Source organism: Nocardioides sp. FY1077 (genome assembly GCF_058681775.1).
In genome coordinates, this window is sequence record NZ_JBZWDB010000002.1 from 449,531 (window position 1) to 467,227 (window position 17,697).

Consider the following 17,697-nt stretch of genomic DNA (forward strand, 5'->3'; position numbering starts at 1 on the left):
GGATGCGACTCCACTGTTCGTATGACGCAAGCCCGCGGCCCCCGTGGCGGGTGTGGAGCGTCATGCGCATCGTGGATGCGACTCCACTGTTCGTATGACGCAAGCCCCCACCCCGGTGGAGCCGAAGCCGAAGGAGGCGGGGCGAGCGGTCAGGCCGGGGCCGGGACGTCGTCGACCCGCGGGCGCGGCTTGCGCCGGGTCACCGCGACGCCGACCAGCGCGAGCGCCCCGCCGAGGTAGGCCATGCTCGGCGGGGTCTCGTCGAGCAGCAGCAGCCCCAGCACGATGGTGATCGGCGGGACGAGGTACGTCGAGATGCCCAGGCTGCTCGCGCTCATCCGCGCCAGCGCGTAGGCGTAGGTGGTGAACGCGATCGCGGTGGGGAACGCGCCGAGGTAGAGCACCCACAGCAGCGATGAGGTGGGCGCGTCGCGGGCCTCGCCGACCAGCTGGCCGGCGAACGGCAGGCACACGACCGCGCCGACGGTGCACGCCAGCCAGGTCACGTGCACGGCCGCGAGGCGCGCCACCAGCGGCTTCTGCAGGATCAGGCTGATGGCGTAGACGACCGCGGCCAGCAGGCACAGGAACACCCCGAGCAGGTCGTGCTCGCCGCTGTCCGAGGTGGACAGACCGATCAGGGCCACCCCGCCGAAGGCCAGTGCCAGCCCGAGGCCGAGGTAGACGGTGAACCGCTCGCCGAGCACCAGGGCGGCCAGCAGCGCGATCAGCACCGGCGAGACCTGGATGAGCATCGCGGCGGTGCCGGCGTCGACGCGCTGCTCGCCCTCGTTGAGCGCCACGTTGTAGACGCCGAACCACAGCACCCCGATCGTCACCAGCGAGACCCACTCGCGGCCGGTGGGCCGCGGCACGCCCCGCGCCAGCGCGAACGGCGCCAGCACCAGCGCCCCGACCACCAGCCGCCCCAGCGACAGCGCGCCGGGGGAGAAGTCCTCGCCGAGGTGGCGGATCGCGACGAACGCCGAGGCCCACAGCACCAGCGTCGTGGCGACCGCGGCCACCGGCAGCCACGACGGGGCGGTGCGGGTCTGGGTGCGGCTGCTCGCGACGCTCGGCTCGGTGCCCACGGGCGCACTCTAGGGAGCCGGCGGCCCGGCACGCACGCGGGTTCCGGACGTCGTGCTCGCGCCGCTCGCGCCACCCGGGGCGGGTGGCGCAGGATCGGCCCGTGACCGACCCCGCGACCACCACCCCGACCGCCGACACCACCGCCGACACCACCGCCGACCCGGCGGCCCTGCTCGCCGTCACCTGGGAGGCGATCGGCCGAGCGGTGGGCGACCTCGACGACGAGGCCGCGGCCCGGTCGACCCGCACCGCCGCCTGGAACGTCGGCGAGCTGCTGCTCCACCTCGTGCTCGACGCGCGGCGTGCGCTCGTCGCCCTGGCCAGCCCCGCGCCCGGACCCACCGACGTCGACGCCGTCACCTACTGGCGCGGGTTCCACCCCGACGAGGGCGACGGCGGCGCGGCCCACGCGGCGTACGTCGTGCGCGCGGCGGCGGCGTACGACGAGCCCGGCGTGGTGCGCGAGGAGTGGGTCGAGACCTCCCGCGCGGCCGCCCGCGCGGCGGTCGCCGCCGACCCGGCGCACACGGTGACCACGCAGGGTCACGTGCTGCGGGTGGGCGACCTGGTCTCGACGCTGCTGGTCGAGGCCACCGTGCACCACCTCGACCTGGGTCCGGGCCTGGCGCCCGGGCCCGACGCGACGCCGCCGGCCGCGGCGCTCGCGCACACCCGCGGGGTGCTGGAGCGGCTGCACGGCGGGCCGTTGCCGGCGTCGTGGGACGACACCGAGGCCGTCCTGCGCGGCACCGGCCGCCTCCCCGCCGACCTCCCCGGCCTGCCCCTGCTCGGCTGAGCAGCGGGCCGACCGACGGGGTCAGGAGGCGGGGAGGGCAGGGAGGGTCGCCGGCTACAGGTCAAGCTTGTAGCCCAGCCCGCGCACGGTGACCAGGAACTTCGGCTCGCCCGGGTCGGGCTCGAGCTTGGCGCGCAGCCGCTTCACGTGCACGTCGAGGGTCTTGGTGTCGCCGACGTAGTCGGAGCCCCAGACGCGGTCGATGAGCTGGCCGCGGGTGAGCACGCGTCCGGGGTTGCGCAGGAACATCTCGAGCAGCTCGAACTCCTTGAGCGGCAGCCGCTGCTCGGTGCCGTCGACGGTGACGACGTGGCGCTCGACGTCCATCCGCACCGGTCCGGCCTCCAGCGTCGCCGGCGCCAGGTCGGGCTCGGCGCCGCGGCGCAGCACGGCGCGGATGCGGGCGACCAGCTCGCGGGGGGAGTAGGGCTTGGTGACGTAGTCGTCGGCGCCCAGCTCGAGGCCCACCACCTTGTCGACCTCGTCGTCCTTGGCGCTGACCATGATGACCGGCACGTTGGAGGTGACCCGGATCTGGCGGCACACCTCGGTGCCGGGCAGCCCGGGGAGCATCAGGTCGAGCAGGACGATGTCGGCCCCGTTGCGGTCGAACTCCGCGAGTGCGGCGTTGCCGTCGGCGGCGATGGCCACCTCGAACCCCTCCTTGCGCAGCATGTACGCCAGGGCGTCGCTGTAGGACTCCTCGTCCTCGACCACCAGTACCCGTGTCACGGGCTCTCCTCCTGCATCTGTCGTTCGAACGCGTGGTGCTGGGGCAGCGTGAGGGTGAAGGTGGACCCTCGACCCTCCGCCGACCAGACCCGGACCTCGCCGCCGTGGGTGGCGGCGACGTGCTTGACGATGGACAGCCCCAGACCGGTGCCGCCCGTCGATCGGTGTCGTGCGGGATCGACGCGGTAGAACCGCTCGAAGATCCGGTCGAGCTCGTCGGCCGGGATGCCGATGCCCTGGTCGACCACCGAGATCTCCACCGAGCCGGCGTCGACCTTCGTGGTGACGAGCACGGTGGACTCGGGGTCGCTGTAGGACACCGCGTTGGCGACCAGGTTGGAGACCGCGGCCATCACCTGCTCGTCGTTGCCGTAGACCTCCAGGCCGCGGGTGCCGCTGACCAGCACCGAGATGCGCTTGGCCTCGGCGTCGATCTTGCTGGTGTCGACCGCCACCCGGATGACGTCGTCGAGGCGCACCACCACCGGCTCGTCGAGCGGGGCGTCGGCCTGCAGCCGCGACAGCTCGATGATCTGCTGCACCAGCTTGGAGAGCCGGTCGCTCTCGGTGAGCATCCGGTCGGAGAAGCGCTTGACGGCCTCGGGGTCCTCCGCGGCGTCGCGGGTGGCGTCGGCCAGCAGCCGCAGCGCCCCGACGGGGGTCTTCAGCTCGTGGCTCACGTTGGCCACGAAGTCGCGCCGCACCGCCTCGACCCGGCGCTCGCGGGTGCGGTCCTCCACCAGGGCCAGCACCAGTCGCGAGCCGAGCGGGGCGACCCGCGCGGTCACGTGGCGCACCGGCACCCCCTCGCGGGTCATCAGGATCTCGGTCTCGCGGATCTGCCCGTCGCGGCGCACCTGGTGCACCAGGTCGGCCAGCTCGTCGGCCAGCAGCCGGGTGCCGCGCACCAGCCCCAGGGCGTACGCCGGGGCGGACGCCTTGAGCACGTTGTCCTCGTCGTCGACCACGACCGCGCTGCTGCGCAGCACCGAGAGCACGGTGGCCACGCCGGGCGGCACCAGCGGCATCTCGACCGGCCGGGCGGCGTACTGCTGGCGGTCGCTGACGTGCCAGGCGAGCACGGCTCCGCCCGCGACGACAGCGCCGATGATCGCGGCCAGGAAGGCCTGCGTCGTCGGGTCCACGTCGGAATGGTACGCAGGACTTCACCGGCAGTTCGCCCAGGAACCTGTGGGCCGGCGATGTTCACCGCTCGTTCACCCGTCGACGCGATCAGGACACCTAGGCTCACTACGTTTGCCTGCATGCGCGATGCCTTCCACGACCAGCTCGACGGGGTCTTCCACGACCTCGCCGGGATCTGCCGCGACGTCGAGACCGCGGTGCGCCTCGCCACCGAGTCGTTGCTGAGCGGTGACGCCGCCGTCGCCGAGCAGGTGATCAGCGCCGACGTCGACATCGACCGGGCGCGCGAGCGCGTCGAGGACCAGGCGTTCGCGCTGCTGTCGCTGCAGCAGCCGGTCGCCGGCGACCTGCGCGTCGTGGTCGCTGCCCTTCGCATGGTCACCGAGCTCGAGCGCATGGGCGACCTGTCGGTGCACGTCGCGAAGATCGCGCGCCTGCGGGTGCCGAACATCGCCGTGCCCGAGCAGATCCACCCCACCGTGTCGCGGATGGCCGAGGTCGCCGAGGACATGGTCAAGCGCGTCGGCCAGATCATCGTCAGCCGCGACGTCGGCGCCGCCATCGAGCTCGGCCGCGACGACGAGGTCATGGACCAGCTGCGCCGCACCAGCTTCACCCAGCTGCTCTCCGACGACTGGGCCCACGGCGTCGAGGCCGCCGTCGACGTGGCGCTGCTCGGTCGCTACTACGAGCGCATCGCCGACCACGCCGTGTCGATCGCCAACCGCATCGTCTTCGTCGTCACCGGCGAGAACCCCCACACCGTCCAGGCCTGACGCCCGCGCCTGCGCGCTGCCCCGTCGTACGACGAACGCCCCCACCCGAGCCGGGTGGGGGCGTTCGTCGCTGCGGGCCCACGGTGGTCGAGGACCGGCGCCAGAGAGTCAGCCCGGTGGTTGAGGAGCGAGCGCCAGCGAGTCGGCCCGGTGGTTGAGGAGCGAGCGCCAGCGAGCGTCTCGAAACCACCTCAGCCCCGCGCCGAACCTCTGCGTCGGCTCGGGCGCGCCACCTCGAGTGGTCTCGACCCGCCCGTCGCGACCTCGTTCCTCGGTCGCGGGGCTTGCTCGACCTCCCCGCACCCACGCGGCAGGCTCGTCCCTCGCCTGCCGCTGTGCGGTGACTCAGCGACCCTGGTTGGCCACGGCTGCGGCGGCTGCGGCGGCGGCGTCGGGGTCGAGGTACTCCCCGCCCGGCACCGTGGGGCGCAGGTCGTCGTCGAGGTGGTAGACCAGCGGCATGCCGGTGGGGATGTTCAGGCCGGCGATGGCCTCGTCGGAGATGCCGTCGAGGTGCTTGACGATCGCGCGCAGGCTGTTGCCGTGGGCGGCGACGAGCACGACGTGGCCGGCGCGCAGGTCGGGCACGACGTCGGACTCCCAGTAGGGGAGCATCCGCTCGATGACGTCCTTGAGGCACTCGGTGGCCGGCATCTCCTCGCCGAGGTCGGCGTAGCGCGGGTCACCGGCCTGCGACCACTCGTCGTCGGCGGCGATGGTCGGCGGCGGCACGTCGAAGCTGCGGCGCCACAGCATGAACTGCTCCTCGCCGAACTCCGCGAGCGTCTGCTTCTTGTCCTTGCCCTGCAGCGCGCCGTAGTGGCGCTCGTTGAGCCGCCACGAGCGCTTGACCGGGATCCAGTGGCGGTCGGCGGCGTCGAGGGCGAGCCCTGCGGTGTTGATCGCGCGGCGCAGCAGCGAGGTGTGCACGACGTCGGGCAGCAGGCCCGACTCGCGGATCAGCTCGCCGCCGCGGGCGGCCTCGGCCTCGCCCTTCTCGGTCAGGGCCACGTCGACCCAGCCGGTGAAGAGGTTCTTGGCGTTCCACTCGCTCTCGCCGTGGCGGAGCAGGACCAGGGTGTGGGTCATCAGCCCTCCTCCGACTCGCTCGGCGCGGGAGCCTCTTCGGACTCCTCGCTGGACTCCTCGCCGCCGTGCTCGGGACCGTACTCGACGACGGCCTCGGGGAACTCGCAGTCGTAGGCCTCGGTGGTGCCGGCGCCCTCCGTGCTCTCGGTGCTCTCGGCGGACTCCGACGACTCGGAGGGCTCCGCGCTCGCGGACTCCTCGGAGGCCGCGGTCTCCTCCTCGTCGGAGACCTGCCCGTCGTCGCCGACCGTGCCGCCGTTGGCGGTGTCGTAGCCCTCGTACTCGTCGCACGCGGTGACCACCGGCACCTCGATGTCGACGGTGTCGTCGTCGAAGGTGAACGTCAGCGGCAGCACCTGGCCCGCGACGAAGTCTCCGGTGATGCCGACCGGGGTCTCCAGCTCGGCGAGGTTCAGCAGGCTCTGCGGCGCGATCTCGCCCCCCTCGATCGAGGTGAGGGTCAGCTCGGTCTCGGCGTCGGACTGCGCCGAGATGCTCTCGAGGCTGGCGTCGTCGGACTGGCTGTCGTTGGTGACCGTGACCACCAGGGTGCCGGCGCCGGGGGCGGCGGAGACGATCACCGCGCCGAGCACCCGGACGGCACCGTCACCGGCGTTGGTGCCGGCGGTGATGGTGTTGGGCCGGTTGGTGCCGGGCTGGAAGCCGCACGAGGTCAGCACGGGAGCGGTGAGCGCGATCGCGCCCACCGCCAGCGTGAGCTTGCGGGGGAGGAGCATGTGGTGGCCTTCACAGGTCGTCGTGGCGCGTGACTGTGGCGCCAGCCTAGCGGTCGCCCCGGGGGCCGCAGCGCCGGTCCGGTACGGCGCCGGGCGCGGTGAGGGGCGCGGTGAGCGGCGGGGTGCCGGCCGGCGAGGTGGGGCGGTCAGCTGCGCAGCCCGACCACGGTGCCGGCGACGCCGAGACCGACGACGACCAGCGCCAGGTAGACCACGACGACGGCCAGCACCCGGGTGGCGCCGAGCTTGAGGCCGAGCCGCAGCGGCAGGTAGGTCCAGCCGTCCTCGTTGTCGGCGACCAGGCCCCACAGCGCCCGCAGGACGTGCACCCCGATGCCGAGCAGTGCGGCCAGCACGACCATCACCACGGTGGGCGCGGAGCCGGCGTCCTCGCCGTTCCAGCCGCCGTAGGAGAGGAAGACGGGGTAGAGCGCGAACGACACCGCCCACGGCACGAACGACAGCAGCCCGCTGCGCAGCACCACGTTGCCCACCAGCCCCACGGCCAGGGAGACCAGGTACGCCGAGCCGGCGGTCGTGCCGTGGGAGATCGCCAGCGGCACCACCAGCAGGACGCCGCACGCCAGCGCGAACCACACCGTCCCGGGGTCGAGGCGGCCGTCGGCCAGCGGCTTGCCGGCGGTGGCGTGCGCGGCGTCGCGGCCGCGGTCGACGAGGTCGTTGTGCCAGCCCAGCACGGCCTGGCCGACCAGCACCGTGGCGAGCACCAGCGCGAGCTCGCGCAGGGGTCGGTCGGCCAGCGCCGCGGCGGCGGTGACCAGCACGGCGGTCAGCGCGGCCTGCTTGGGGTGGGCGGCCTGCAGCAGCTGGACGCCGGTGAGCCGCGAGGGGGAGAAGCGCCCGGCCCGGCCGGCGTCGCCGCTCGAGACGGTGTCGGCGTGCGGGTCCGCGGGTCGGTCGGCGACGGCGACCGCGGTCGCGCCCGGGGCGGTCCCGCCCGGTGCGGTCGCGCCCGGTGCGGCGGCGGTCGTGCCGGCGTCCGGGCGCGGGGTCTCGCTCACGGTGTCGCCGGGCTGCGCGGCGTCGGCGCGGCGGCGTCGCCACGGGGTCGGTCTGGACATGCTCCGCAGTATCGGTCACCCGGGGCCGGTGCGGGAGGGGAACGCGCGGTGCACGTGTCGCCGGGGGCTGCGCGGGGGCGTCGGGAGGCTTCCGGAGGGGGTCGACGGAGCGTGCCGCACCACACAGTGCGAATCCTGTCAAGACCCGAACACGCGTCTGACCTGCACAAACGCGGCCGGCGTCGTTCTCAGGCCGTGTTAAGATAGCCGCCTAGGAAGGGGTACCTGACATATGACATTCACCGTCGGCGAAACGGTTGTTTACCCGAATCACGGGGCCGCAGTCATCGAGGACATCGAGATGCGGACGATCAAGGGTGAGGACCGGCAGTACCTCGTCCTCCGGATCGTGGCCCAGCAGGACCTGGTCGTGCGCGTGCCGGCCTGCAACCTCGACCTGGTCGGGGTTCGCGACGTCGTCGACAAGGAGGGCCTGGAGCGCGTCTTCGACGTGCTGCGCGCCGCCCAGGTCGAGGAGCCGACCAACTGGTCGCGTCGTTACAAGGCCAACCTGGAGAAGCTGCACAGCGGCGACGTCATGAAGGTCGCCGAGGTCGTGCGCGACCTGTGGCGCCGCGAGCGTGACCGCGGCCTGTCGGCCGGCGAGAAGCGGATGCTGGCCAAGGCCCGCCAGATCCTCGTCTCCGAGCTGGCGCTGGCCGAGCACACCAACGAGGACAAGGCCGAGGCACTGCTCGACGAGGTCCTCGCCTCCTGATCCACCGACCCGGCCTGAGCCGGGTCCCGCACCACCACGACGCCCCCGGGGAGCACCCCTGGGGGCGTCGTGCGTGCCGGGGGCCTCGCCGTACGGTAAGGCGTGACCTCTCCCCAGCTCGACGGCCAGCTCGACGGCCAGCCCGGCGACCAGCCGAGCGACCAGCACCCCCTCGAGGACGACGCCGAGCCCGTCCCGGCGCTGGGCGTGGTCGTGGAGCAGGGACGTGGGTCGCTGCCGTTCGCGCTCGTGCACGGCGAGGCGCTGGTCGCCTGCGCGGCGTGGGCCCTCGGCGAGGCCGGGGTCAGCGCGGTCGACCTCGGCACCCGGTGGGAGGGCCTGGCCGACTCCGGTGAGCCGTTCGTGCTGCACGACGCGCTGTGCCCGATGACGCCGGCGTCGTTCATCGCGCAGTGCGTGGCCACGGCCGTCGAGCACGACTCCGTCGTGGTGGGTGTCGAGCCCGACCTCGACAGCACCCCGCGGGTGGCCTCGCCCGTGGTGCTCCCGCCCGCCGTGGTGGCCGCCTGGGCCGAGCGGGCGTCCGGCGGCGTGGGCGACCTGGCCGGAGGCTCCGACGGGTCCAGGGAGGGCGACGGGATCGACGGCGGCGACCTGGCCGGGCTCGTGGCGGCCCTGGCCGAGCAGCACCCCGTCGTACGCCTCGAGGTGCCGACGGCCGGGCGGCGGGTCGCCTCGCTCGACGACGTGCACGCCCTCGAGGCCCTCACCACGCCCGTACGCCGCTGACCCGGGCCTGACGCCGCGGAGGCGCCCTCTACGGTGGGGCCGATGAGGACGACCGCTGACACCACGCCGGCCCCGCCCGCCGCGGCGCTGGAGGCCGTGCTGGTCGTCAGCCACCACGACGCGCTGCCCTTCGCGCTCCTGCACGGACGCCCGCTCTACCTGCACGCCGCCGCGTCGCTGGTGGCGGCGGTGGGGGCGACCCCGACCCGCACCACGCTGGTGGTCACCGACGCCGACCGCGACCGGGTCGTCGCGGGCTGGGCCGGGGCCGCCGTCGACGGCGCCGGCCGCGGCCCGGGCGAGGTGGTCGTGCGCACGGCCGGCGAGTGGTGGGCGGACCGCCGTACCCGACCGGGCGCGCCGCTGCTCGTGCACGACGCGCTGTGCCCGCTGGCCGCGCCCGACTTCCTCGCCTCGGTCGCTGCCGAGCAGGCGGCCCGGCCCGGGACGTCGGTGGCGACCTTCCGGCCGGTGACCGACACGGTGAAGACCGTCGACGACGGGCGGATCTCCGGCACCATCGACCGCGAGGGCCTCGCAGCCCTGATCGGGCCGGCCGTGGTGTGCGGCGACCTGGTGGGCGCCGCGGTGGGCGACGGGGAGGCGCCGCCGGTGGAGGACATGACCGCGCTGGTGTCGTGGATGCGCGCCCGCGGCCCGGTGCACCTGGTGAAGGGGCCGTCGCTGGCCCGCCGCGTCGACGACCGCTCCGCCGTCGAGCTGCTCGAGTGCGTCGACGAGCTCAGCCGGCACGTGCGGCACTGACGCCGTGCGCCGGCGGTCGCCCGTTCCGTGCAGGTGCGCCGGTCGAGGGCCGCGAGACGGCAGACCTGCCCGAACCGCGCGAAGCAGGCTTCGTCGACCCCGTAGGCACGCCACGGACGGGACGGTCCTGAACCGGTGTGAGACCTGATCGAGCACCCGGCGCGTCTTCTCGACGTACCGACCCCGACAGAGAGGAGACACCGTGCGCGGGAGCAGGCGCGACGACACCGAGTTCACCGAGTTCGTCGCTCAGCACTCCGACCGGCTCTACCGCAGCGCGTACCTGCTCACCACCTCGCCCCACGGCGCCGAGGACCTGCTGCAGACCACGCTCGCCAAGGCCTTCGCCGGCTGGGGCCGGCTGCGCACCACCGACGACCCGGTGGCCTACTGCCACCGCATCCTGCTCAACGCGTTCCTCTCAGAGCGGCGGCTGCGCCGCAGCAGCGAGCTCCCGTTCGGGGAGCTGGCCCACCACCACGCCGCCGACACCGCCACGCCGTCGGCGGACGTCGCCGACCGCGTCACCCTGATGGCCGCCCTGGCCGAGCTCACCCCGCTCGACCGCGCCGTGGTCGTGCTGCGCTACTGGCACGACCTCAGCGTCGCCACCACGGCCGCAGACCTGGACCTCACCGAGCCGGCAGTCAAGAACCGCACCAGCCGGGCACTGCAACGGCTGCGGGACCTGCTCGCCGACGACATCGACCTCCCGAGGAGCACCTCATGAACGACACCGACCCCTTCGACGGGCACGACGCCCACCTCAGCGAGCGCATGGACCGCGCCGTCGGCGGCCTGCGCGCCCCCGACGTCGCCGACCGCGCGATGGCACGCGGACGCCGGCAGCGCACCCACCGGCGTCTCGCCTACGGTGCCGGCGGCCTCGCCGCCGCCACCGCGCTCGTGCTCACCGTGCCGACGTTCGCCGCCGACCTGCCGGGGCAGGAGCAGGACCCCTCCTCACCCCAGGTGGCCACCGATCCGACGCCCACGAGCCCCTCCACGGCCCCCTCCACGAGCCCCACGGCGACGCCGGGCGACGGTGGCCCGGGGGACGACACGTGCGGCGCGGCGGCGACCGGGTGGTGGAGCAAGTCCACGGCGCAGATCGAGGCCGAGCTGGCCGCCCACCTGCCCGGGGGCACCCGGATCGGCGAGACCGACGGCGCCGTGGCCGGCGAGTGGCGCGGCACCCTCGTCGTCGGCGACGACGTGGACTTCGCCAGCCTCACCCTGCTGCCGCCCCCCGGTGTCCTGGGCCCGAGGAGGACCCTCGAGGAAGCGCGCAGCCTGGGGCCCTGCGGGGGTGGGAGCAACGCGCCCCTGCAGCCGGTGCAGCCGTGCGACCAGCTCACCGGCCTCCTGGCCTGTGCCGAGGTCCGCTCCGAGGACGGCGAGGTCGTCGGCGTCGTCACCGAGCAGGCCGAGCTGGTCGACGTGGACGGGCAGGAGCAGCCCACCGACAAGACCTTCGTCCTGGCCGCGGTCACCGTTCCCGGGGGCGGGCACGTCGAGCTCCACGTCGCCGACGGCAGCCCTGCTGACCGGCCCGACACGGTGCACGACCCTGCCGACGTGCCGGCCCTCACCGTCGAGCAGGTCGAGAAGATCGCCACCGACCCCTTCTGGACCAGCTGACCACCAGCCGGCTCGGCGCCGTCAGTTGCGCAGGCGACCGCCGGCGCGGCTTCCACCGGCCCGGCGGGTCGTGCCCGACCGGCGCGATCGCGCTGGTCGAGCACTGCGAGGCTGTCACGGGCAGCCCGAACGGCGCGATCGCGCCGGGGGCACCGGGCCGGAGGAGCACGGCACTACCGGCGCACCAGCTCGCGGAACTCGCGCAGGAACTTGACCGGCTGGCGCAGCACGGCCCCCGGCAGGTGACGCACGAAGCCGACGGGGTCGGCGGAGGCGCGGCGCAGCATGCGGCCGGGCTTGCTGGCGACGCGGTGCTCGAGGTCGACGACGTACGCCGGCAGCAGCGCGCGCTGCGACAGCTCGAGGTGGGTGCCGCAGCGGGTGCAGCGCACCGAGTCGAGCAGCCGGCCGGCGTAGTGCAGCTCGTGGTCGGTGACCCGGTCGCAGGTCTCGCAGCGCAGTGCCGCCTGCTCGACGCTCATGCGTGCTCACCCCCGGGCCAGAGCCCGCGCAGCAGAGGACGGCGGTGGGGTCGCTGGCCGGCCGGTGCGGAGAGGTCGTAGTCGGCCTTGGCGAGCAGCCGCTCGGCGAGGAAGAGGTCCTCGGGGAAGGTGATCTTGACGTTGCGGGCGTCGCCGTCAACGCACTGCACGACCAGGTCGGTGTAGCGCTCGACGCAGCTGGCGGTGTCGGTGCCGACGAAGCCGTCGGCGGCCGCGCGGCGGTAGGCCTCCAGCAGGGGCGCGGCGCGGAACGCCTGCGGGGTCTGCACCGCGACCACCCGCTCCGGCGGCTTGGTGGTGCCGTCCAACGAGGCGAGGTGGGGCTGGTCGCGCACCGGGATGGCCCCGCCGTGCTCGAGCGCCGTCGCGATGACGGAGGCGAAGAGGGCAGTGGTGGCCAACGGCCGAGCGGCGTCGTGGATCACCACGACGTCGACGGCGCCGCCCTCGATGTCGGGGGCGAGGGCCTGCAGCGCCTCCCACTCCGAGGCGTGGCGGCTGTCGCCCCCGGTCACCACCGTGACGTCGGCGCCGACCACCTCGCGGGCGACGGCGGCGCTGACGTCGGCACGGTCGGCCTCGCGGATCACCACGACGGTGCGCACCACGCTCGGCAGCTCGCGGGCCCAGCGCACGGCCCAGGTGAAGACCCGCCGCCCGGCCAGCGGCAGCAGCACCTTGTTGGTCTGGTAGCCCGCGCGGCGCCCCTCGCCGGCGGCCAGCATGACCACCGCGGCACGCGGACCTGGCTCGCGGCCGGTGGAGGCCGCCGCCGGAACACCCGGGTGCCGGGACCGTCCGGGCGGGCGGGAGGGACGGGGCGGCACGCCGCGAGCGTAGCGCTCGGCGCGGCCCCCTCCCGGCCCACCCGGACGACGTCCACCCGGCTCAGCCCGCCACGAGGCGACGGGCCAGGTCGCCCAGCGCCGGCACGTCGGCGCCGGGGGTGTCCATCGACTCCTGGATGCGCCGCATCCGCACGATCAGCGACGACTCGTCGAGCGTGACGTCGTCGTAGGTGAGCACGTGGTCGACCGGCACGTCGCGGGTGAGGACCGCGCCGGCCAGCACGCCTAGCGGCACCAGCCCGCCGCGGGCGAAGTCGTCGGCGGGGTCGATCAGGCCGCGCACCGTCATCCCCCCGATGCCGTCGATGCGCTCGCCGGCCGACATCGCCCTCTTGGTCTGCGCGCCCACCTCGGCGGTCCAGTGCTCCGTGGTGAGGCTCGCCCGGTGGTCGAGCACCATCTCGTACACGGTGAGCGGCGCCTCGATGCTGGCGAGGTGGTAGGGCCGGTAGAGCGCGAAGTACGGCCCGTCGCCCATCTGCAGGTAGCTCATCTCGTGGTGCACGTACGGGTCCTCGGTGCGCACGACCACGAAGACGCCGGGCGCCACCGGCCCGGTGCAGTAGTCGACGACGCCGGGTCGCTCGAGCACCCCGCCGTCCTCGACCAGCGCGAACGTCTGGTGGAGGGTGGGGACGGTGGAGGCCGGACCGTGCATGCCGCGGGTGCTGACGCCGAGGCCGGTGGTGTTGGCCAGCGACGCCATCTCGATCATGGCCTTCGAGCCGTCGACGAAGCTGGTGAGCATCTTGGGGTTCATCTGCTTGCCCACCGCCCGCTCGGCGAGCGACACGGGGGTGGCGTACGGGTCGAGCGGGTTGTTCTTGCCCTTGCCGGCGCAGATGACCTCGAAGTTCAGGTCGCGGGCGTAGTCGACCAGGATCTTGGTCTCGACCGGCTCGTCGCCGCGGCACACCGAGTAGATCGCCCCCGACTGGGCGGCCAGGTGGGCCAGGTAGCGGCCCACGGTGACGTCGGCCTCCACGGTGAGGGTGGCGACGCCGATGCCGGCCGAGAGCGCCTGCACCGCGACGTTGACCGCCACGTCGGGCACACCGGTGGCCTCGACGACGACGTCGAGGGGGAGCGCGGCGATGTCCTCGGGACGGGTCAGCGCGACGCTGCCCCCGCTCTCCACGACCCGGGCGGCCTCGTCGGGGCCGCTCACCGCGACGGGGTCGATGCCCGCCTGGGTGAGCGCCTCGACGGCCCGTTCGTGCTGGACGTCGACGACGGCCGACAGCGTGATGCCCGGCATCCGCAGCAGCTGGGCCGCGAACCCGCGGCCCATCTGCCCGGCGCCGACCAGGCCGATGCGCAGCGGTCGTCCGGTCTCCTCCAGGCGCACCTGGAGCCTGTCTCGGTAGCTCATGGGCTGCCTTCCTGTGTCGCGCTGGCGCGCGTGATCGCGAACGAGTCGCCGACGGCGAGCAGGGGCAGGTCGCCCTTGCGCACGCACACGTCACCGGGCAGCTTCGCCTCGGTGCGTCCGTCGGCCTTGAGGTCGAGGTGGCCGAGCTGCAGCAGGTTGTCGCGCACGACGTCGCCCACCGCGAGCACCTCGAGCGAGGTGCCCCCGACGTGCACGGTGTCGCCGGGACGGGGCCCGTCGGTGGCGACGTCGGCGCGGTGCAGCACGGAGATGTCGTGCAGCTCGGCCGGGGAGCCGTCGGCGAAGAGGATCAGCAGCCCGTGGCCGAGGAACGCCTCGACCTGGTCGCCGACCTGGGTCACCTGCGAGGAGTACACCGTCGTGACGGCCCGGCTCGTGGTGGTCATGCCTGCGCCACGTCGTCGGTGCCGACCCCCGAGACGAACAGCTCCTCGGTGATGAACTGGGCCAGCGGACCCGCCGGGCTGGTGGCGTGGATGTCGACGGTCTTCACCTTCTTCATCGGGTAGACCCCGACGCGGGCGGTGCCGCCGCAGTCGATGACCGCGACCGCGATCTTGTCGAAGGGCGCGGAGCCCTTGAAGCCGTCGACGACCTCACCGCCGGTGAGGTCGGCGATGCGCTGGGCCACCGGGTGGATGCCGCCGCCGGTGATGGAGGCGATCAGCGGGCGCTCGGCGGTGGGAGTGATGGTCAGGGGACCGCCCCAGCCTCCACGGCCCTTGCTGACGGTGACGGACGTGTAGTCGCTCATGGGAGTCCTTCGTGTGGCGGTGGGTGGGATCAGCTGGAGGCGCTGTAGAGGCCGAAGCTGGCGAAGTAGGCGATGACCACGGACAGGGGGCCGGTGATCATCCGCGAGATCAGGACGGCGGGGACGCCGACCTCGACGGTCTCGGGCTCGGCCTCGCCGAGGGCGAGCCCGACCGGGATGAAGTCGCAGCCGACCTGCGGGTCGATGGCGAACAGGGCCGGCAGCGCGTACTGCGGCGGGATGTCGCCCTCGCCGATGCGGGTGCCGAGGATGACGCCGACGACCTGGGCGATGACCGCGCCGGGCCCGAGCACCGGGGACAGGATCGGGATGGAGCAGAAGATGCTGATGGCCAGCAGGCCGAGCAGGTTGCCCGCGAGGGGCTCGACGAGGTGGGCCAGCAGGTCGCCGAGGCCCGACTCCTGGATGATGCCGATGAGCACCGCGATGAACGCGATGAACGGCAGGATGTTGCGGATGACGGTGTCGATCGTGTCGCGACCGGCCTGGTAGAGCGTGTTGACGACGCCGCCGACGGACTTGCCGACGCCGACGAGGGCCCGGTTGACCGCGCCGACGCCCTTGTTCGGGGTGCGTCCGCTCGGGGTGTTGGTGGTGGTGCTCATGCCGCGACCTCCTGGGTGGTGCCACGGCGCGCGAGCATCCGGGCGGTGATGATCTCGGTGAGGATGCCGCGCAGCAGGATCACCACGAGGCCGACGAGCAGGTAGCGCACCGCGAGGTCGCTGGTGCCGAGGCCGAGGGTGGTGATGCCCGCGGCGATCCCGAGGTAGACGAACAGCTCACCGGCGTTGGCGTGCGGGAAGATGCCGGTGATCGGGTGCACGAAGCTGACGGCCGAGTCGTAGAAGGCCGGCTTGTAGCGCTCCGGGAGGAAGCGGCCCATCGTGTAGCACATGGGGTTGGTCAGGAAGAAGACCGACAGCATCGGGAACACCAGGTAGCGCACCGGGTACCACTGGATGCCGGGGCGGGCGGCGTACTCGCCGAGCTTGTCGATGCGCTCGGGGCCGATCCAGCGGATCAGCGCGTTGACCGCCGTCAGCAGGACGATCAGGGTCGGCAGGATGCCGGTGACCAGGCCGATGAAGACCTCGCCGCCGGCCTCGAACAGACCGATGAACCACTCGGCGCCGTCGGCGAGGGCGCCGAACACCCCGGTGGGCTCGTCGATCGAGGGATCTGCTGCCCAGGGCAGCAGTCCCACGGTGGTGGTGAATGGCATGATTGCTCCTCGTCGAGTAGGCCGCCGTCGGGGGCCAGTTCGTGATGCGTGCCCGGCATCGTGGTGACGACCGGCGGGTGGGCCCGCTCGATCCGTGTGCCTCTCGTCGGTCCCGGGCTCCACCCCGGGGTCGACGGAGGTCGTGCTGGTGCTGAGGTGCTGGTGCTGAGGTGCTCGTGCTGGGTGGTGTCGGGTGGTGCTAGGCCGTCGCCCGGTCGGCGGCCCTGGTGCCGGCCCGCAGCAGCTGCACGGCCTGGCGGGCCGCCTCGCGCTGCTGGGGGGAGAGAGGGGGCAGGTCGCGCTCGCCGAGGACGAGCGAGGACTTCACGTCCACCAGCGCGGGCACCGGTCGGGCGCGGGCGAAGGTGGTGAAGCCCCTGAGGGTGAGCGCGTCGCGCACGACGCCGTGGTCGTCGACGGCCACCGCCACGAAGGCGCGACCGCCGCGGTAGCGACGTCCGGCGGCGCCGACCGAGACGGTGCCGGAGCGGCGCAGGCCGCGCACGGCGTCGTTGAAGGCCGTCGACTGCCGGTACGACAGCACCAGCTGGACGACCCAGCCGGCCACGACGGCCGCGAGCACGAGGATCCAGGACGTGGGCATGGTCAGGCTCCTCTGCCGGCGACGGAGCCGGGGGTGGTGGGCGGGACAGGCTCCTGCGCACTGCTGAGCAGGCTGCGGGCGAGGGTCTCGTCGCAGACCAGCGAGTCGACGATGCGTCCGCGCAGGGCGCCGAGGACGCCGGGGGTCTTGGCCCGGCCGCAGGCCACGCCGACGACGTGGGGGATCTCGAGCAGCGCGGTGAGGCCGATGCCGAGGACGCGGTCGTCGACGGCCCCGCGCACGGGGCGGCCCTGGGCGTCGAAGTAGCGGGCGGCGACGTCGCCCACCGGCCCGGCCGACCAGAACTCGTCCTGCTCGGCGGGGGTCAGGTTGAGCGCCTCGAGGATCGCCGACGACGACCCGTGGGTGGGGGTGCCGATGCCGACGAAGGCGAGGTCGGCGCGGCCGGCCTCGGCCAGCGCGTCCGCGATCGACGACTCCGCCACCAGGGCGTTGCGCGAGCGGGCGCTCTCGAGCGTGGCCGGTGCGTGCAGGAACCGGTACTCCGCCCCGAGTCGGACGGCGAGCTCGCGCACCAGCTCCTGGCCGCTGATCTCGTTGCTCACCGAGGACAGCCCCCCGACCAGCTGCACCAGCGAGAGCCGGTCGTGCTGCTGCTCGGAGGTGGTGGCGTACACCATCGTCTGCAGGGCGTGGCCCCACGACAGCGCGACGGTCATGGAGTCCTTGAGGTTGTCGAGCAGCAGCCGCGCGGCCTGGGTGCCGACCTGGTCGTCGATGCGCATGCCGGGCGCCAGCCGGGCGTGCGCCACCCGGACCTCCTGGAGGCCGAAGCGGGTGCGCAGGGCGTCCTCGAGCTCGTGCACGCGCCCCTCGGGGTCGTTGATGCGGATCTCGACGATGCCCTGCAGCTGGGCCTCGGTGAGCATCCGCGAGACGTTCGAGCGGCTGGTGCCGAGGGCGTCGGCCACCTGCGCCTGGGAGCGTCCCTGCAGGTAGTACAGGCGCGCCGCAGCCAGCAGCATCGCGGGATCTCGGGGGTTAGGCATCGTCACCTCTGTGCA

General features: G+C 73.6%; 22 protein-coding genes. 7 read left to right on the forward strand and 15 right to left on the reverse strand.

Annotation, left to right across the window (positions count from 1 at the left end; translation table 11 throughout):
- Window positions 1–149: 149 nt before the first annotated feature.
- Window positions 150–1,091, reverse strand: coding sequence for a DMT family transporter (locus AC4OR8_RS07055; protein ID WP_492164829.1), 942 nt, complete (start codon window positions 1,089–1,091; stop codon window positions 150–152).
- A 101-nt stretch (window positions 1,092–1,192) separates the two neighbouring features.
- Between AC4OR8_RS07055 and AC4OR8_RS07060 the strand changes: the two genes are divergently transcribed.
- Window positions 1,193–1,888, forward strand: coding sequence for a maleylpyruvate isomerase N-terminal domain-containing protein (locus AC4OR8_RS07060; protein ID WP_492164830.1), 696 nt, complete (start codon window positions 1,193–1,195; stop codon window positions 1,886–1,888).
- Between the two features lie 54 nt (window positions 1,889–1,942).
- On the opposite strand, the gene AC4OR8_RS07065 is transcribed toward AC4OR8_RS07060, so the two are convergent.
- Together AC4OR8_RS07065 and AC4OR8_RS07070 are read right to left on the reverse strand one after the other, a co-directional pair.
- Entirely contained in the window at window positions 1,943–2,620 is a 678-nt protein-coding gene (locus AC4OR8_RS07065; RefSeq protein ID WP_492164831.1) for a response regulator, read from the reverse strand.
- Window positions 2,617–3,765, reverse strand: a complete 1,149-nt coding sequence (locus tag AC4OR8_RS07070; RefSeq protein ID WP_492164832.1) for a sensor histidine kinase — start codon at window positions 3,763–3,765, stop codon at window positions 2,617–2,619. Before AC4OR8_RS07070 ends, AC4OR8_RS07065 begins: the two co-directional genes overlap by 4 nt.
- 120 nt (window positions 3,766–3,885) lie before the next feature.
- On the opposite strand from AC4OR8_RS07070, the gene phoU reads away from it, so the two are divergent.
- Window positions 3,886–4,542: a phosphate signaling complex protein PhoU gene (gene phoU / locus AC4OR8_RS07075; protein WP_492164833.1), complete on the forward strand. Its 657-nt coding sequence runs from the start codon at window positions 3,886–3,888 to the stop codon at window positions 4,540–4,542.
- Window positions 4,543–4,887: 345 nt separating this feature from the next.
- Here phoU and AC4OR8_RS07080 read toward each other — a convergent pair whose 3' ends face one another.
- The 3 genes from AC4OR8_RS07080 to AC4OR8_RS07090 form a co-directional block, all read right to left on the reverse strand.
- Entirely contained in the window at window positions 4,888–5,631 is a 744-nt protein-coding gene (locus tag AC4OR8_RS07080; RefSeq protein WP_492164834.1) for a phosphoglyceromutase, read from the reverse strand.
- Window positions 5,631–6,368, reverse strand: coding sequence for a copper chaperone PCu(A)C (locus tag AC4OR8_RS07085; protein WP_492164835.1), 738 nt, complete (start codon window positions 6,366–6,368; stop codon window positions 5,631–5,633). The genes AC4OR8_RS07080 and AC4OR8_RS07085 overlap by 1 nt, the downstream gene beginning before the upstream one ends.
- Before the next feature lie 146 nt (window positions 6,369–6,514).
- Window positions 6,515–7,450 carry a UbiA family prenyltransferase gene (locus AC4OR8_RS07090; protein ID WP_492164836.1) on the reverse strand — a complete coding sequence of 312 codons (936 nt, stop codon included), beginning with the start codon at window positions 7,448–7,450 and terminating at the stop codon, window positions 6,515–6,517.
- Window positions 7,451–7,682: 232 nt separating this feature from the next.
- On the opposite strand from AC4OR8_RS07090, the gene AC4OR8_RS07095 reads away from it, so the two are divergent.
- The 5 genes from AC4OR8_RS07095 (at window position 7,683) to AC4OR8_RS07115 (ending at window position 11,324) form a co-directional block, all read left to right on the forward strand.
- Window positions 7,683–8,168 carry a CarD family transcriptional regulator gene (locus tag AC4OR8_RS07095; protein WP_492164837.1) on the forward strand — a complete coding sequence of 162 codons (486 nt, stop codon included), beginning with the start codon at window positions 7,683–7,685 and terminating at the stop codon, window positions 8,166–8,168.
- A 102-nt stretch (window positions 8,169–8,270) separates the two neighbouring features.
- Window positions 8,271–8,918 carry a 2-C-methyl-D-erythritol 4-phosphate cytidylyltransferase gene (locus AC4OR8_RS07100; RefSeq protein WP_492164838.1) on the forward strand — a complete coding sequence of 216 codons (648 nt, stop codon included), beginning with the start codon at window positions 8,271–8,273 and terminating at the stop codon, window positions 8,916–8,918.
- Between the two features lie 42 nt (window positions 8,919–8,960).
- Complete coding sequence (locus tag AC4OR8_RS07105; RefSeq protein WP_492164839.1) at window positions 8,961–9,683, forward strand: 2-C-methyl-D-erythritol 4-phosphate cytidylyltransferase; 723 nt, start codon at window positions 8,961–8,963, stop codon at window positions 9,681–9,683.
- Window positions 9,684–9,885: 202 nt separating this feature from the next.
- The gene (locus AC4OR8_RS07110; protein WP_492164840.1) at window positions 9,886–10,413 is read left to right on the forward strand and encodes a SigE family RNA polymerase sigma factor; all 528 of its coding nucleotides are present in this window, start codon (window positions 9,886–9,888) and stop codon (window positions 10,411–10,413) included.
- Complete coding sequence (locus AC4OR8_RS07115; protein ID WP_492164841.1) at window positions 10,410–11,324, forward strand: hypothetical protein; 915 nt, start codon at window positions 10,410–10,412, stop codon at window positions 11,322–11,324. Before AC4OR8_RS07110 ends, AC4OR8_RS07115 begins: the two co-directional genes overlap by 4 nt.
- A 173-nt stretch (window positions 11,325–11,497) precedes the next feature.
- Here the strand turns inward: AC4OR8_RS07115 and AC4OR8_RS07120 are convergent, their stop codons facing one another.
- The 9 genes from AC4OR8_RS07120 to AC4OR8_RS07160 all read right to left on the reverse strand — a co-directional run bounded on the left by AC4OR8_RS07120 (window position 11,498) and on the right by AC4OR8_RS07160 (window position 17,682).
- A complete protein-coding gene (locus tag AC4OR8_RS07120; protein WP_492164842.1) occupies window positions 11,498–11,806 on the reverse strand; it encodes a hypothetical protein in 309 nt (102 codons plus the stop codon).
- On the reverse strand, window positions 11,803–12,552 hold the full coding sequence (locus AC4OR8_RS07125; RefSeq protein ID WP_492165312.1) for an IspD/TarI family cytidylyltransferase: 750 nt from the start codon (window positions 12,550–12,552) through the stop codon (window positions 11,803–11,805). Before AC4OR8_RS07125 ends, AC4OR8_RS07120 begins: the two co-directional genes overlap by 4 nt.
- Before the next feature lie 163 nt (window positions 12,553–12,715).
- Window positions 12,716–14,047 (reverse strand): NAD(P)H-dependent oxidoreductase, encoded by a 1,332-nt coding sequence (locus tag AC4OR8_RS07130; protein WP_492164843.1) that lies wholly within the window; start codon window positions 14,045–14,047, stop codon window positions 12,716–12,718.
- Entirely contained in the window at window positions 14,044–14,454 is a 411-nt protein-coding gene (locus AC4OR8_RS07135) for a PTS glucitol/sorbitol transporter subunit IIA (RefSeq protein ID WP_492164844.1), read from the reverse strand. The genes AC4OR8_RS07130 and AC4OR8_RS07135 overlap by 4 nt, the downstream gene beginning before the upstream one ends.
- Window positions 14,451–14,822 (reverse strand): PTS glucitol/sorbitol transporter subunit IIB, encoded by a 372-nt coding sequence (locus AC4OR8_RS07140; protein ID WP_492164845.1) that lies wholly within the window; start codon window positions 14,820–14,822, stop codon window positions 14,451–14,453. The genes AC4OR8_RS07135 and AC4OR8_RS07140 overlap by 4 nt, the downstream gene beginning before the upstream one ends.
- Before the next feature lie 29 nt (window positions 14,823–14,851).
- Window positions 14,852–15,448 carry a PTS glucitol/sorbitol transporter subunit IIB gene (locus AC4OR8_RS07145; RefSeq protein ID WP_492164846.1) on the reverse strand — a complete coding sequence of 199 codons (597 nt, stop codon included), beginning with the start codon at window positions 15,446–15,448 and terminating at the stop codon, window positions 14,852–14,854.
- Window positions 15,445–16,068 (reverse strand): PTS glucitol/sorbitol transporter subunit IIC, encoded by a 624-nt coding sequence (srlA, locus tag AC4OR8_RS07150; protein ID WP_492164847.1) that lies wholly within the window; start codon window positions 16,066–16,068, stop codon window positions 15,445–15,447. Before srlA ends, AC4OR8_RS07145 begins: the two co-directional genes overlap by 4 nt.
- Window positions 16,069–16,267: 199 nt before the next feature.
- Window positions 16,268–16,672 (reverse strand): transcriptional regulator GutM, encoded by a 405-nt coding sequence (locus AC4OR8_RS07155; RefSeq protein ID WP_492164848.1) that lies wholly within the window; start codon window positions 16,670–16,672, stop codon window positions 16,268–16,270.
- A gap of 2 nt (window positions 16,673–16,674) precedes the next feature.
- Window positions 16,675–17,682 carry a sugar-binding transcriptional regulator gene (locus tag AC4OR8_RS07160; RefSeq protein WP_492164849.1) on the reverse strand — a complete coding sequence of 336 codons (1,008 nt, stop codon included), beginning with the start codon at window positions 17,680–17,682 and terminating at the stop codon, window positions 16,675–16,677.
- Between the last annotated feature and the right edge of the window lie 15 nt (window positions 17,683–17,697).

What these genes read in the sequence shown, in the direction of transcription:
- phoU (WP_492164833.1), top strand. Translation starts at nt 3,886, where the DNA reads ATGCGCGATGCCTTCCACGACCAGCTCGACGGGGTCTTCCACGACCTC.
- AC4OR8_RS07080 (WP_492164834.1), bottom strand. Translation starts at nt 5,631, where the DNA reads ATGACCCACACCCTGGTCCTGCTCCGCCACGGCGAGAGCGAGTGGAAC.
- AC4OR8_RS07085 (WP_492164835.1), bottom strand. Translation starts at nt 6,368, where the DNA reads ATGCTCCTCCCCCGCAAGCTCACGCTGGCGGTGGGCGCGATCGCGCTC.
- AC4OR8_RS07090 (WP_492164836.1), bottom strand. Translation starts at nt 7,450, where the DNA reads ATGTCCAGACCGACCCCGTGGCGACGCCGCCGCGCCGACGCCGCGCAG.
- AC4OR8_RS07095 (WP_492164837.1), top strand. Translation starts at nt 7,683, where the DNA reads ATGACATTCACCGTCGGCGAAACGGTTGTTTACCCGAATCACGGGGCC.
- AC4OR8_RS07105 (WP_492164839.1), top strand. Translation starts at nt 8,961, where the DNA reads ATGAGGACGACCGCTGACACCACGCCGGCCCCGCCCGCCGCGGCGCTG.
- AC4OR8_RS07115 (WP_492164841.1), top strand. Translation starts at nt 10,410, where the DNA reads ATGAACGACACCGACCCCTTCGACGGGCACGACGCCCACCTCAGCGAG.
- AC4OR8_RS07120 (WP_492164842.1), bottom strand. Translation starts at nt 11,806, where the DNA reads ATGAGCGTCGAGCAGGCGGCACTGCGCTGCGAGACCTGCGACCGGGTC.
- AC4OR8_RS07125 (WP_492165312.1), bottom strand. Translation starts at nt 12,552, where the DNA reads ATGCTGGCCGCCGGCGAGGGGCGCCGCGCGGGCTACCAGACCAACAAG.
- AC4OR8_RS07130 (WP_492164843.1), bottom strand. Translation starts at nt 14,047, where the DNA reads ATGAGCTACCGAGACAGGCTCCAGGTGCGCCTGGAGGAGACCGGACGA.
- AC4OR8_RS07135 (WP_492164844.1), bottom strand. Translation starts at nt 14,454, where the DNA reads ATGACCACCACGAGCCGGGCCGTCACGACGGTGTACTCCTCGCAGGTG.
- AC4OR8_RS07140 (WP_492164845.1), bottom strand. Translation starts at nt 14,822, where the DNA reads ATGAGCGACTACACGTCCGTCACCGTCAGCAAGGGCCGTGGAGGCTGG.
- AC4OR8_RS07145 (WP_492164846.1), bottom strand. Translation starts at nt 15,448, where the DNA reads ATGAGCACCACCACCAACACCCCGAGCGGACGCACCCCGAACAAGGGC.
- srlA (WP_492164847.1), bottom strand. Translation starts at nt 16,068, where the DNA reads ATGCCATTCACCACCACCGTGGGACTGCTGCCCTGGGCAGCAGATCCC.
- AC4OR8_RS07155 (WP_492164848.1), bottom strand. Translation starts at nt 16,672, where the DNA reads ATGCCCACGTCCTGGATCCTCGTGCTCGCGGCCGTCGTGGCCGGCTGG.
- AC4OR8_RS07160 (WP_492164849.1), bottom strand. Translation starts at nt 17,682, where the DNA reads ATGCCTAACCCCCGAGATCCCGCGATGCTGCTGGCTGCGGCGCGCCTG.